The sequence below is a fragment of the Microcoleus sp. N9_A1 genome (genome assembly GCF_036701795.1).
Classification (GTDB): domain Bacteria; phylum Cyanobacteriota; class Cyanobacteriia; order Cyanobacteriales; family Microcoleaceae; genus Microcoleus.
In genome coordinates, this window is record NZ_JAUBRI010000115.1 from 1 (window position 1) to 12,252 (window position 12,252).

Sequence of the window (12,252 nt, forward strand, 5' to 3'; positions counted from 1 at the left end):
TGGATAGTCTACCCGGACAGGGCAGACTTGATTACCTCTTCTATTCTACATTCCCCCCTGACAATTAATCCACCCTGTCCCCTTACCAAGGGGAGGGAGTAAGAAATTCACAAATGATGCGAGGATTGCTATAGCTTATGATGTTCAGTACAACACCCCCTATAAGTTCGTAGTGAGGAATTCAATCATCATAAAATTATGAGGAATAAAGTCCTCACTACAAACCAAAACTTAGCAACTTAAAAAAGGCACGTTTACTACTTCCCCGGTCATTTCTCCTACCTGCACTTTCAGTCCTTCGCCGCCCGCTTTTGTGCGGATGTAAGCAAGACCAAAAAAGCCGAATTCAGTTTCCGTAAAACTGGTGAGTTTGCCGACTTTTTCTTCTCCGATTGTGACTGCTGTTCCGGGTTCAACCGCACCGCTCAACTGCACGCCCCAAAGTTGCTGTTTTACTCCTTTGTAGGTGTTCAACCGGGCAATTGTTTCTTGACCGATGTAGCAGCCTTTTTCATAGGTAATCGTGTGTAAAAGACGGGCTTCTAGGGGGTTGTAATCGTCTGTGAGTTCAAAATCGGGTGCGGGGCGTCCTTGTTCTATTCGCAGTTGTTCCCAAACTCGATCGCCCATCGGTACGGCCCCAGCTTTGACTAATTCCTGCCATAACTGGGCTGCATCGCTTGCTGGCGCAATTAAGGTGTATCCAGGAGTGGCTAAACCACTACCAACCGCAACTCGAACCCCCCCTTGGTAAGGGGGGGAAAGAGGGGGGGTTTTTATCAATTTGTGAGTAGCGTAAGGTTGATTTTCAAGTTCGGTAACTCCGAGTTTTTCTAGTAAGCTACTGCTTTCCGAGCCGAGGAGACTGAAAGCAACTGTTGTATCGGTTAGATCTGTTAATTCTACGCGATCCATTGGGAAAATATAGCGATCGAGCAATTCCAGCAGTTGGCGGCGGCGGTTGGCTGAAACTAGCAGCAGTACGGCATCTTCTGTAGCATAAGCGGTGGCGAGGTCGATCGTCCGGGCGGTGGATGTGACGAAAACGGTGTCGCAGCCTTGACCGGGTTTGAGTATATTGAAGTTATTGGTACTTTGATTGTGCAAGAACCGCAGGCGATCACTATCTGAGATTTGAATGCGTCCCCAGTGAGTGCGATCGAACAAAGCCGCACCTTTTTTAGTTGCTGCGATCGCTTCTGCGTCGTTACCAAAACTGACTGGCACAATTTCTTTGGTTGTTAACTCTGCAAAAGTAGCACCCGCCGCTGCTTGAATGTCGTGCAATTCCTGAATCACCATAAAATTTTGTTGACTGTTGACTGTTGACTGTTGACTGTTGACTACTGCTTTCCTGAAAACTGACAACTGACTATTTGTCCAAATTAGCGAATATTTCTTGGATTAATTGGCTGGCTTTAGCATCAAGACGATTCCAATCTACATCGCCAGTCTCATCATCAATCAAGCTAGTATCAATTACAACTTCTTGGCTTTGGATTTGAGTGTGAGCTGGCTGGTAGTTGACAAAGCAGACTCGATAGCAAAGTTCCCAAATATCGACACATCTTTGCTCGCCTTGAAGCTCTAAAAGTAGTTGATAGCCAGGAATGGGAATCTGCACTTCTTGATAAGTACCCGTCCAAACTGACTCCTCTAGTTGTTTGCGGATGTTGTCGAGCACTCGGATCATCGCGGGCTGCATCAGCAGTTCAGCTTGTTTCCAGGCGCTCAGGCTGGTTATTTTAGGCTTCATATACACGGTTCTAAAAAAGAAAATCAATAAATTAATTTTCTAGCATTGGGTGCCAACTTATGAGACATCCGCCACAGAATGTTAAATTTAGTCGTCACCAAATTCACAAGTCAACCGTCAACAGTCACAGTTAAAGCCGTTCTCGGCTTGACGGCTAAAAACGGCTGAAACTGTTGATATTGAGTTATCGGATGGGTAATGTAGGATTTGAACCTACGGCATCCTGCGTGTAAAGCAGGCGCTCTACCACTGAGCTAATCACCCAATTGCACTCACAGGGATTTATCATATCACAGTAACTCAGAAAGATCAAGTAAAAAAAATCATAAACTTTAAATGCCCTCTGGCCGCACCCACGATCGAATAACCCTATGGTGTTTGCCCCTAGTGGCAGGCGTCACCTTTGGCCATACTCAGAGCAGCAAGCTGACTTTGCTCGTTTCCGGCAGCTTCTTAGTCGGCGGGCTGATGTTTGGCCCGGATTTAGATATCTACTCCTGCCAGTATCAGCGCTGGGGATGGTTCAAATTTATTTGGCTCCCCTACCAAAAAAGCCTGCGCCATCGCTCTGTCTGGTCTCACGGCCCTCTGATTGGCACTGCTTTGCGAATCTTGTACCTCGCTACCTGGATCGCGGTTGTGGGAGTGTTGGGATTGACGATCGCCGAAAAAATTGGCAACTTAGCCGGTAATTGGCAGGATGCGGTTTTGGGTTACGGTCGATCAATCTTGGAACACTACATCGAATTGTTAGCCATTTACATCGGCCTCGAATTGGGCGCGATGAGCCACTATTTGAGCGATTGGGGAGGCTCGGCTTACAAAAGATTCAAAAAGAAAGGATTGAGCGGGTTGCGCCCTCCTCAGACAATTAAGAGGCGCAAAATCAAAGCTCCCCGCCGCACGTCTACCAAATCTAATAGGTGAATTCCGATGTCAAATTCTCACAGTCGATCGCTCGCTGCACTCGAAAACTTGATAGAAGTTGTAGCTAAATTGCGATCGCCCGACGGCGGATGTCCTTGGGATTTAGCCCAAACTCCCGAAACCCTAATTCCTCACATCATCGAAGAAGCTTATGAAACCGCCGACGCCATTCGCAAAGGAGATCGAGAGGCGATCGTCGAAGAATTGGGCGACTTGCTGTTGCAGGTAATTCTGCAAGCTCAAATTGCCAGCGAATCCCATCAATTTACCTTCGCCGAAATCGCTGGGGGCATTACCGAAAAACTGATTCGGCGACATCCCCACGTTTTCGGGGATGTAGAAGTTAACAGCGTGGATGAAGTTAACGAAAACTGGGAAAAAATCAAAGCAGTAGAAAAAGGCCTAACTGCTGAAAAGCCGCCAACTTTAGCCTCAAAAATGAGCCGTTATGCCAGCACTTTGCCTCCCATCGCCGCCGCCGCAAAAATCTCTCAAAAAGCTGCGGAAGTGAGTTTTGATTGGGACAATGTAGAGGGCGTTTGGGATAAATTTCATGAAGAAATGGCGGAATTTGAACACGCTCTAAAACACGAGGATCGGGCGGCGCAGGAGTCGGAATTGGGAGATATTATGTTTGTGTTGATTCAATTGGCTCGCTGGCACAATTTAGATGCGTCGGCTGCTTTGCACGGAACGAGCGATCGCTTCGTGCAGCGGTTTGCTAAAGTTGAGGCTGCGTGCGATCGACCTTTATCGGATTATCCACCCGAAGAGTTAGATGCTTTGTGGCAGCAAGCTAAGGCTTTACTGGCGAAACAAAAGGGCGAGGGGTCATCAATCACCGCAGATAAACACAGATAAAGTCAGGAACCTCAGCGTTCATCAGCGTTCATCAGCGTTCATCCGCTAATATCTGCGGTTCAAAACTCCCCATCTCAATAATTTGGTTGCATCAGTTCAGATGTCAGCAATCAACTACTCGTAAAGCTTTACGTCATTGTACGGCGGATGTTCGCACGCAATGTAAAGCGCGTTTGTGGGTTCTAGCGCTTCCGCTGTCACCGGATCGATCGGCTTGAGGACAAAGCATAGCAGAGAGAGCGATCGCCAATCCAAATTATCCAGCTTCCCGCGTTCGTAGCGGTTGACTGTGGCGGCACTGATACCGACATCTTTGGGTACGGGTTGATTTGTAGCTGTGAACAGCGCCTCTTCATATCCCTTTGTTTTAAATTCTGTTTCGCTGACAGACCAGCCTGTTGTCTGTCTTGCTGCTTTTAAAATCTTCCCCAAACGCATCCGCCCCGTCTCGGTGAAGCGAACGGGGCGCAATTCCTGCTCTTTGTCTACCACAGCTTTGTTAGAGAGTCCTGACATTTTTCCCACCTACGTTAACTCTCAAACTAGCACAGCATCAATGATTGAGGGTTGCACGAGCAACATCTGAGCTTAAGAAGTTTAAATTAAGTTGCCTTGCACTTGTGCAATAAGAGTCTGATAGAGTAATATGTAATTGACTCTAAACAGAATTTGCCTCTCAAGCCCTGAGTATACAGCCATGACAGCACTGTTTCGCCGCATCCAACCCTCGAAAAAGCTCCGCATCACCGTCAGGTCGATCGCCCAATTCCTGAAAATCAGCCAAAATCTGATTAAGCGAGTCGAATCCTGGGCTTATGTGGTGTTTGTGCACCGGCGAGACAAAGGCGGACTATTTATTTCGTACCGCAGGCTGGAAGAATGGCAAAATGCGATCGCCCACCACATCCAAACTTGCCCCACCCTTAGAGAACTGTCGCAACTCAAAACATCAATTCACTACGACAGCCGGAAATTTAAAAAACAATATCTCCCAAAAATCCTTGACTTTTTGAATCAAATGTGCATCGAGAGACAAGACTTTCTCGAAATTTGGGAAAGCTCAAACTGCATAGCTTCGTAGCAAAAACTCAGCAGATTTCCTAACTAGATAAACCGCACCAGACAGTGAGGAAGCTGTTAATTGCTCAAACCCTTGCCTTAGATTCTATCAACTGTCAACTATCAACTGTCAACTGTCAACTGTCAACTCTTCCTTCTTCAAAAACAAAAGCGAAACATTTGCGAGCAATTGCGAGATAAAATCACCCCAAAAATCACCCGCAAACGATCCGCTACATCGATCGCGATTTCGATCGCCAAAGCAATTAAGACATCGCTTGAGCGATATAATCAAAATAAGGAGCAGCTTCCTTAGCATCATCCTGATTGAGCAAAGCCAAAGCAGCTTCCTTCAAACAGCGGATAGCTTCCACCATGCCAGGAACAGGAACGCCCAGAGAATTGTACATTTCCCGAACGCCAATCAAACCGATACTTTCGATCGGCTCTTTGTCACCGGCCAAGATACCGTAGGTAATCAGGCGCAAGTACCAGCCGTAGTCGCGCAGACACAAAGCCCGTTCGCGCTGGCCGTAAGCATTACCTCCGGGGGAGATAAAGTCAGGGCGTTTTTTCCAGAGTTTTTTGCTAGCTTCTTCAACAATTTTTTTCTCACTGTCAGACAGCGCAGTAGCAATACGCACCCGCTGTTCTCCGGTTTTAAAAAAATCTTTGATGCTTTGAAGTTCGCCGGTACTGGGATAGCGAAGTTCGTCGTCGGCTTGGAGAATAAATTGGCTAACTACGCTCATTGTTATTCAAATTTGAGGATATTTGAGGAAAAGATTCATGGACATTCCCATCTTTTTAAGATGAAATTCCTGCTGAGACGACTTACCTTGCTGCTAACATTAATCAATCTTAGAAGCAGGCGGTCAACCTCCGCAAGCGTTATGCTTAGTGACTAAGCCAGTTTCCTTGTGTCCCAAGGTACTGTGGGAAAAATTAAAAAACTGCGATTGAGAGTTTGAATGCCGGCAGACATTTAAACTGTTTGACGAGTTTTGGCTGCTTTGCCCTACATAGCATATCGCACAGGTTCGATCGAGGGCAATCTACCCGGTTGCAGCAGCCGGCTGTAGCAGCCGGGGCTCGGAAGCAGGAATACACTCTGCAATTGAGCTTGAGTGCGATGGCTTACGCCCCGCTTCGCTACGACTTACTTCAATCTGAAACAGCGATCGTGCGTTACTATCTGAAATTTTACCACGACTGCTTCTAACGGCTTCCAAAACTACTCAGGTATTTGTTAATGACCAAATCTAAAGTTCCCACCCGCAACTCGACGAAAGTGGCCAACCCTTGTCAGCAAGGTCAACTGGTTGAGATAGAAATTACCGACTTGACAGACACCGGCGACGGCGTTGGCCGCTTTGGCGAACTCGTGGTGTTCGTGCCCGATACCGTGACGGGCGATCGCATCCTCGCGCGCCTCGTACAAGTCAAATCCACCTATGCTACAGGTAAGCTGGACACACTTCTGGAAGCATCCGAACACCGCATCCGACCCAACTGCATTGTCGCCGACAAGTGCGGCGGCTGTCAGTGGCAGCACGTAGACTATGAATACCAGCTTGCAGCCAAGCAAAATCAAATTATTCAAGCCTTAGAACGGATTGGCGGATTTAGCAACCTGCAAGTCGATGAAATATTAACGGGAAAAATAGAAGGATTTTCCCAATTTTTGGGATACCGCAACAAAGCAACTTATCCGGTGGCAATTTCTGCCACAGGTCAAGTGCAAGCAGGTTACTATCAAAAAAGCACCCACAAATTAGTCAATCTCAATCAATGTCCGGTGCAAGACCCGCGCCTCAATCCGTTATTAAAAGAAGTCAAAGAAGACATACACTGGAGAGATTGGCCAGTCTACGACGAAAAGAAACATACAGGAGAATTGCGTCATTTGTCCTTGCGAATCGGACGGCGCACCGGGGAAATGCTGCTAACTTTAATAGTTCGCACGGGAGAGTTGCCGGGAATTGAAGCACAAGCGGCTGAGTGGCTAAAACAGTATCCTCAACTTGTAGGTGTTTGTTTGAATGTGAATTCAGCTCAAACTAATGTAATTTTTGGTGCGGAAACTCGCTGCATTGCCGGTCGTTCTTATCTGCGAGAAAAATTTGCTGGTTTGAATTTTCAGTTAAGGGCAGATACTTTTTTCCAGGTAAATACAGAGGCCGCTGAAGCTTTATTGGAGGTGATTGTCGGGGAATTGAATTTGCAGGGAAATGAGGTTTTGGTTGACGCTTACTGCGGAATTGGGACTTTTACTTTACCGTTGGCAAAACAAGTCAAAATAGCGATCGGTTTAGAAGTGCAACCTGCGGCGATCGAGCAAGCTAAGTTAAATGCTGAATTAAATGATGTGAAAAATGTCGATTTTCAGGTGGGAACTGTAGAGGATTTGCTGCCTGCTTTGGGATTGACACCGGATATTGTGTTGTTAGATCCGCCGCGTAAAGGGTGCGATCGCGCGGTTTTGGAAACAATTAAGGAAATCAAGCCAAATCGGATTGTTTATGTTAGCTGCAAGCCTGCGACTTTGGCTCGTGACTTGAAGATTTTGTGCGAAAATGGAGATTATAAGTTAGCGCGGGTGCAGCCGGCGGATTTCTTTCCTCAGACTTCTCATGTGGAGTGTGTGGCGTTTTTGGTGAAGGTACTTGCTGATGATTCGGCGATTGAAATCGCGTAAGCGTCAAACGAAGTCTGCCTTCGCAGACTAAGAGGAGGTAAGTTTTTTATGCCGATCGTTCGGGTTAAATAGAATTAATTATCTCGCAGTCCAGTTTCTTGTAAAAGTTGGCTTGCCCAAACCAGATGTTGTTCTGACAGAGACGGTATTGGATCTCGATCGTAATCAATTCGATAATCGTAGCCCGCGCGATCGTAAACACCTGCAAACAATTCTGGTAAGTTAACAATGGGTTCTACATCTTCCTCGCGCAAGGGAAGTAGAAATACAGGTAGAGAATCGCTCAGATTAAAAGCATAAAGTTCGGCCATAGGACGGCGATTGCTGCGACTGACTAAAACGCGATAATCGCTTTGAATGGAATTGTTAAGTACGGGCATGAGTTCGCCTTTTCGCAGCAAGTCGATTTCAACTAAATGGGTTAGGCTACCTAAAATATTTTGGCGTTTTTTGAGGTAAGTAATTCTGCCATCTCCACTGCGTTTGTTGACTGGAGAAAGAATTTCAATTGCGGTGACAACTTGTCTAGTTGCCATTTCTCGTACTTCTAGGTAAGTCTGTTTAATCTTTTCGGGGGCTGGCACTTTGACGGTAGTGGGAACTGTTAGGGTGGCAATGGCAATTGAACGGGTAGGAATATCGGGGGTATTGGGTTGACGTTTGATTGCTACATCGGGGATGCCGACTAAAAGCGAGTCCTCGTTATTGTCATTGGTGTCGTTAATTTGATAGATGCGTTTTTCAATGGCGATTTCATATTTGGGGCGAATTTGGGGGACTAAGGATTCTGCAATCAGGGAAATTAACCAATGGTGAGTTTCCTGCCAGAAATCGAGGTTTTCTAAGTAGGGATCCATTCCGGGAAAGGGTGAGGGCATAGGACTTTATTACGATTTGTTGATTTTAAAATCATTTTAGCACTGGGTTAATTTTGCGACAAGGGCGATCGCGCTAAGCTGCCTTGGGGCAAATTTCGAGTTTGACAGTCATGCCTGCTTGGTTGAGCATTACAATCAGAATGTCAACTGAAAAATGCCCAATTTTACCTTCAGTTAGAGCTTGGATTTGGTCGCTTGACTGTCTGAGGTGTTGAGCCGTTTGCTCGATCGTCCAACCGTGATGTTTAATCTGATTTTGCAGGGCCAGCATTAATTGCGATCTAATCAGTAAGTTATCAGCTTCTTCTGCTGAAAACCCCAGATCGAGAAAGATATTATCGGCAGCTTGGGTAATAGTATTTTCGCTCATTGTTCCGGTTCTATTGAAGTCCAACGATTTTGTAAAAGATGAAGATTAGGTCAGGACTTACGCACGCGCCCGGCCAGAAACCGGGTTTCTTCCTAGATATTTAGCGAGGAACCAACGATTTTTCATAGAAACCCGGTTTCTTTGCGTAAGTCCTATAGGTATCTGTGGTTTGTGTTAGGGGCAATTCTCTACGGGATAGCTCTGCTAGCGCGTACTTTAGTTAGATTGGTGGGTGGAAGGGCGATCGCGCCGCAGTTACCGTTATATAATTATCAATACCGTTAACCGCGAAGCCAATGCGTTTTGATACCTACATCCAATCAATTCAGAACAATCTCCAGCGGGGCAGCGAGCGCACCCATTACCCAACAATCAAGAATTTACTCGACAACCAGACTGCTAGTCTCGAAGCAATCATAGAAGAAAAAGGTAATAAAGCAGGCGTTCCCGATTTTACGATCAGACGGCGCGATTTGCTTGTCGGTTATGTGGAAGCTAAGGATGTTGGATTAGATTTGAATCCCGTTGAAAAAACAGAACAGTTGCAGCGATATCGAGAATCTCTAAACGGTAACTTAATTCTAACCAATTATCTAGAGTTTCGCTGGTATGTTGAGGGCAAAGTCAGATTGACCGCAGTTTTAGCCGAAAGAACAGGCAACGACATTACACTCTGCAAGCCTGACAAAACGATTGAATTGCTGGAGGGATTTCTTAACTACAGTGGTGCCGCCATTAACAGTCCCGAAGACTTAGCAAAACAGATGGCGCGATTAACCAAATCAATTCGACTTGCTACAGAATCAGCTTTGCAAATAGAAAATGAAACCGGAGAATTACATCAACTAAAACGCGGTTTTAATGAAATATTGCTGCCCGATCTCAACGATGCAGCTTTTGCAGATATGTATGCTCAAACTATTTCCTACGGTTTATTTGCGGCGCGAGTTGGTCACGCTCAAAATCCCGGAAATCAAGTTTTCGATCGCCGGACAGCGGGCACATACATCCCAGCCACCAATCCGTTTTTGCGACGGTTATTTAACAGCATTATCGAAACAGATTTACTCGGTAAAATCAACTGGGCAATAGATGATTTAGTCGAGTTACTAGGGCGAGTTGACATGACTGTTATTCTCGAAAACTTTGGTCGCCGCACTCGCCAATCCGATCCAGTCGTTCATTTTTACGAAACGTTTCTAGCAGCTTACAATCCAGCTTTGCGGAAAAGTCGGGGCGTTTACTACACTCCTGAACCCGTCGTCTCATTTATTGTTCGCTCAGTCGATTCTATACTCAAAAACCGTTTCAATCTGCCTTTAGGATTAGCCGACAATACAAAAAATCCAGACACGCAAAAGCCGCGAGTGCAAATTTTAGATCCGGCAACTGGTACGGGTACTTTCCTTTACGGAGTTGTCGATCGCATTTATCAAAATCTGGAAGATATGGGAATATCTGGGAGTTGGAATCAATACGTGCAGGAGAATTTGTTAAACCGATTGTTTGGTTTTGAGTTGTTAATGGCTCCCTATGCGATCGCACATCTCAAACTCGGTTTGCAACTCCAAAATCTTGGCTATGAGTTTAGCAGCAAGCAGCGTTTAGGAGTTTATCTTACGAATACTTTAGATGAAGCTTTGAAACAATCGGAGGTTTTGTTTGCTCAATTTGTGGCACAAGAAGCTAATGAAGCTTCAGCAATTAAGCGGGATTTTCCGGTAATGGTTGTGTTGGGCAATCCGCCTTATTCTGGACATTCTGCTAATAAGAGTGAATGGATAGCAGGATTAGTAAAAGATTACTATTATGTTGATGGTGTCCCGCTCAAAGAGCGCAATCCTAAATGGCTGCAAGATGATTATGTAAAGTTTATTCGTTTCGGACAGTGGCGCATTAGTCAAACAGGGTTTGGTGTGTTGGCTTTTGTGACTAATCACGGCTATCTCGACAATCCTACTTTTCGGGGAATGCGTCAAAATTTGATGCAGACTTTCACGGATATCTATGTTTTAGATTTGCACGGTAATTCTAAAAAGAAAGAAGTTTCTCCTGATGGTTTGCCCGACCAAAATGTGTTTGATATTCAGCAGGGAGTGAGTATTGGTATTTTTATCAAAGAGCCTGGTAAGTCTACTCCTGCAAAAGTTCATCATGGGGAATTGTGGGGTAGTCGAACTTCTAAATATGAAGCTTTAAATTTGCTAGATATTGATTCTATTGAATGGAAAAACTTTCAGCCTCAATCACCTTTCTATTTATTGCTTCCGCAAAATCGAGATTTACTTACTGAGTATAACGAAGGCTGGAAAATCACAGACATCATGCCTGTTCATTCTGTTGGTATTGTAACTGCTAGGGATTCCCTGACAATCAAATTTTCAGGTCAGGAAGTAAAAGACACAATTAAAGATTTTGTATCACTTCCTGTTGAGGAAGCTCGTAATAAATATGATTTGGGGAAAGATTCGCGAGATTGGCAAGTGTCACTTGCTCAAGATGATTTACGCAGAAATAACCTTGACGACTCTAAGATTGTCCCTATCTTATACCGTCCTTTTGACAAACGCTACACCTACTATACAGGAAAGACGAGAGGCTTTTTGTGTATGCCTCGCTTTGAAGTAATGCGTCATATGCTGACAGGTGAAAACTTAGGAATGTATACGTGCCGTCAGATCGTAAGCGAATCATGGCAGCATTCTTTAGTAACGAATAATTTTACTGATGATTGTTACGTTTCTAATAAGAGCCGAGAGCGCGGTTATCTGTTTCCTCTTTATCTTTACCCTGATACTGAAAACGAACAGGGTAATTTATTCACCGATCGCACTCCCAATCTATCCCAAAATTTCCTGATGGCGATTCGGGAAAAACTCGGCTATACACCAACTCCCGAAGCAATTTTTTATTACGCATATTCTGTCTTTCACAGTCCTACTTACCGCCAGCGTTATGCAGAATTTCTGAAAATAGACTTTCCCCGCTTACCCTTAACTCGCGACAATGAAATTTTCACAGCATTAGCTAAAAAAGGTGAGGAATTGGTAGCACTGCACTTGATGAAATCGAAAAAAATAAATAAAGTCATTACTAAATATCCTGTAAGTGGTGATAATGCTGTTAGTGAAGTTACTTACAAGGAATCTGAGCGGCGAGTTTATATTAACAAACAGCAATACTTTGAAGGTATTCCTACAGAAGTGTGGGCTTTTAAAGTGGGCGGATATCAAGTATTGGATAAATGGCTAAAAGACCGCAAAAAAGCCAGCCAAAGTTTATCTTTTGATGATGTATTGCACTATCAGCGCGTTGTGGTTGCTTTGAAAGAGACAATGCAAATTATGGCTGAAATTGATGAAGTGATACCGGGTTTTCCTTGGGAATAAATGTCTAGATGTGGCTGCGAAATAAGCTGTACAGCATTTAGTTTGTGGCTTTGGGTGATGCTCTGAGCAACGCCCCCACGAGAGTTTTAATCGAAATAGCTATCCCGACCGGATTCGCCCCTAAAAATTCAACTACTAACCAATAGTATTAACCGAACTGTAATTGATTGATAGTTGCTATAATATGCTTGATAAATAACTCAATAAGTGTATGAAAATGGCTCTTCTGTACTTATTGCTGCTCAAATATTAGTTAAGTGTTGATAAGAATTGTGCTACCAGAATAAATTATGAACAAGTTAATGACAAATATT

The 12,252-nt window shown here is 44.7% G+C and carries 12 protein-coding genes and 1 tRNA gene; 6 read left to right on the forward strand and 7 right to left on the reverse strand.

Going from position 1 to position 12,252, the window contains the following annotated elements; all coding sequences use genetic code 11:
• Positions 1–231 precede the first annotated feature (231 nt).
• From ygfZ to QUA58_RS29535, 3 genes are all read right to left on the reverse strand, one after another.
• Positions 232–1,299 (reverse strand): CAF17-like 4Fe-4S cluster assembly/insertion protein YgfZ, encoded by a 1,068-nt coding sequence (ygfZ, locus tag QUA58_RS29525; RefSeq protein ID WP_333254524.1) that lies wholly within the window; start codon positions 1,297–1,299, stop codon positions 232–234.
• Between the two features lie 73 nt (positions 1,300–1,372).
• Positions 1,373–1,756: a hypothetical protein gene (locus QUA58_RS29530; protein ID WP_333397668.1), complete on the reverse strand. Its 384-nt coding sequence runs from the start codon at positions 1,754–1,756 to the stop codon at positions 1,373–1,375.
• 192 nt (positions 1,757–1,948) lie between these two features.
• Positions 1,949–2,020, reverse strand: a tRNA-Val gene (locus QUA58_RS29535).
• 72 nt (positions 2,021–2,092) lie between these two features.
• Between QUA58_RS29535 and QUA58_RS29540 the strand changes: the two genes are divergently transcribed.
• Positions 2,093–2,683: a metal-binding protein gene (locus QUA58_RS29540; protein ID WP_333254453.1), complete on the forward strand. Its 591-nt coding sequence runs from the start codon at positions 2,093–2,095 to the stop codon at positions 2,681–2,683.
• 6 nt (positions 2,684–2,689) lie between these two features.
• Complete coding sequence (gene mazG, locus QUA58_RS29545; protein ID WP_333254452.1) at positions 2,690–3,544, forward strand: nucleoside triphosphate pyrophosphohydrolase; 855 nt, start codon at positions 2,690–2,692, stop codon at positions 3,542–3,544.
• 114 nt (positions 3,545–3,658) lie between these two features.
• Here the strand turns inward: mazG and QUA58_RS29550 are convergent, their stop codons facing one another.
• Positions 3,659–4,060, reverse strand: a complete 402-nt coding sequence (locus QUA58_RS29550) for a helix-turn-helix transcriptional regulator (RefSeq protein ID WP_333397669.1) — start codon at positions 4,058–4,060, stop codon at positions 3,659–3,661.
• A gap of 181 nt (positions 4,061–4,241) precedes the next feature.
• On the opposite strand from QUA58_RS29550, the gene QUA58_RS29555 reads away from it, so the two are divergent.
• Positions 4,242–4,625: a hypothetical protein gene (locus tag QUA58_RS29555; protein ID WP_333254448.1), complete on the forward strand. Its 384-nt coding sequence runs from the start codon at positions 4,242–4,244 to the stop codon at positions 4,623–4,625.
• Between the two features lie 244 nt (positions 4,626–4,869).
• Here QUA58_RS29555 and apcD read toward each other — a convergent pair whose 3' ends face one another.
• Positions 4,870–5,355, reverse strand: coding sequence for an allophycocyanin subunit alpha-B (gene apcD, locus QUA58_RS29560; RefSeq protein ID WP_333397670.1), 486 nt, complete (start codon positions 5,353–5,355; stop codon positions 4,870–4,872).
• 215 nt (positions 5,356–5,570) lie between these two features.
• Here apcD and QUA58_RS29565 point away from each other — a divergent pair, with 215 nt between their 5' ends.
• A complete protein-coding gene (locus QUA58_RS29565; protein ID WP_333254444.1) occupies positions 5,571–5,825 on the forward strand; it encodes a hypothetical protein in 255 nt (84 codons plus the stop codon).
• Positions 5,826–5,855: 30 nt separating this feature from the next.
• On the forward strand, positions 5,856–7,301 hold the full coding sequence (rlmD, locus tag QUA58_RS29570; protein ID WP_333254442.1) for a 23S rRNA (uracil(1939)-C(5))-methyltransferase RlmD: 1,446 nt from the start codon (positions 5,856–5,858) through the stop codon (positions 7,299–7,301).
• A gap of 74 nt (positions 7,302–7,375) precedes the next feature.
• Here rlmD and QUA58_RS29575 read toward each other — a convergent pair whose 3' ends face one another.
• Both QUA58_RS29575 and QUA58_RS29580 read right to left on the reverse strand, forming a co-directional pair.
• Complete coding sequence (locus QUA58_RS29575) at positions 7,376–8,179, reverse strand: DUF4058 family protein (protein WP_333254440.1); 804 nt, start codon at positions 8,177–8,179, stop codon at positions 7,376–7,378.
• 73 nt (positions 8,180–8,252) lie between these two features.
• Complete coding sequence (locus tag QUA58_RS29580) at positions 8,253–8,549, reverse strand: XRE family transcriptional regulator (protein ID WP_333254439.1); 297 nt, start codon at positions 8,547–8,549, stop codon at positions 8,253–8,255.
• Positions 8,550–8,845: 296 nt separating this feature from the next.
• Between QUA58_RS29580 and QUA58_RS29585 the strand changes: the two genes are divergently transcribed.
• Positions 8,846–11,938 (forward strand): type ISP restriction/modification enzyme, encoded by a 3,093-nt coding sequence (locus QUA58_RS29585; RefSeq protein WP_333397671.1) that lies wholly within the window; start codon positions 8,846–8,848, stop codon positions 11,936–11,938.
• The last annotated feature ends 314 nt before the right edge of the window (positions 11,939–12,252 follow it).

Excerpts from the sequence above, each read along its gene's own strand:
- QUA58_RS29530 (WP_333397668.1), bottom strand. The coding sequence starts at position 1,756 with ATGAAGCCTAAAATAACCAGCCTGAGCGCCTGGAAACAAGCTGAACTG.
- QUA58_RS29575 (WP_333254440.1), bottom strand. The coding sequence starts at position 8,179 with ATGCCCTCACCCTTTCCCGGAATGGATCCCTACTTAGAAAACCTCGAT.
- QUA58_RS29540 (WP_333254453.1), top strand. The coding sequence starts at position 2,093 with ATGCCCTCTGGCCGCACCCACGATCGAATAACCCTATGGTGTTTGCCC.
- mazG (WP_333254452.1), top strand. The coding sequence starts at position 2,690 with ATGTCAAATTCTCACAGTCGATCGCTCGCTGCACTCGAAAACTTGATA.
- QUA58_RS29555 (WP_333254448.1), top strand. The coding sequence starts at position 4,242 with ATGACAGCACTGTTTCGCCGCATCCAACCCTCGAAAAAGCTCCGCATC.
- QUA58_RS29580 (WP_333254439.1), bottom strand. The coding sequence starts at position 8,549 with ATGAGCGAAAATACTATTACCCAAGCTGCCGATAATATCTTTCTCGAT.
- apcD (WP_333397670.1), bottom strand. The coding sequence starts at position 5,355 with ATGAGCGTAGTTAGCCAATTTATTCTCCAAGCCGACGACGAACTTCGC.
- rlmD (WP_333254442.1), top strand. The coding sequence starts at position 5,856 with ATGACCAAATCTAAAGTTCCCACCCGCAACTCGACGAAAGTGGCCAAC.
- QUA58_RS29585 (WP_333397671.1), top strand. The coding sequence starts at position 8,846 with ATGCGTTTTGATACCTACATCCAATCAATTCAGAACAATCTCCAGCGG.
- QUA58_RS29550 (WP_333397669.1), bottom strand. The coding sequence starts at position 4,060 with ATGTCAGGACTCTCTAACAAAGCTGTGGTAGACAAAGAGCAGGAATTG.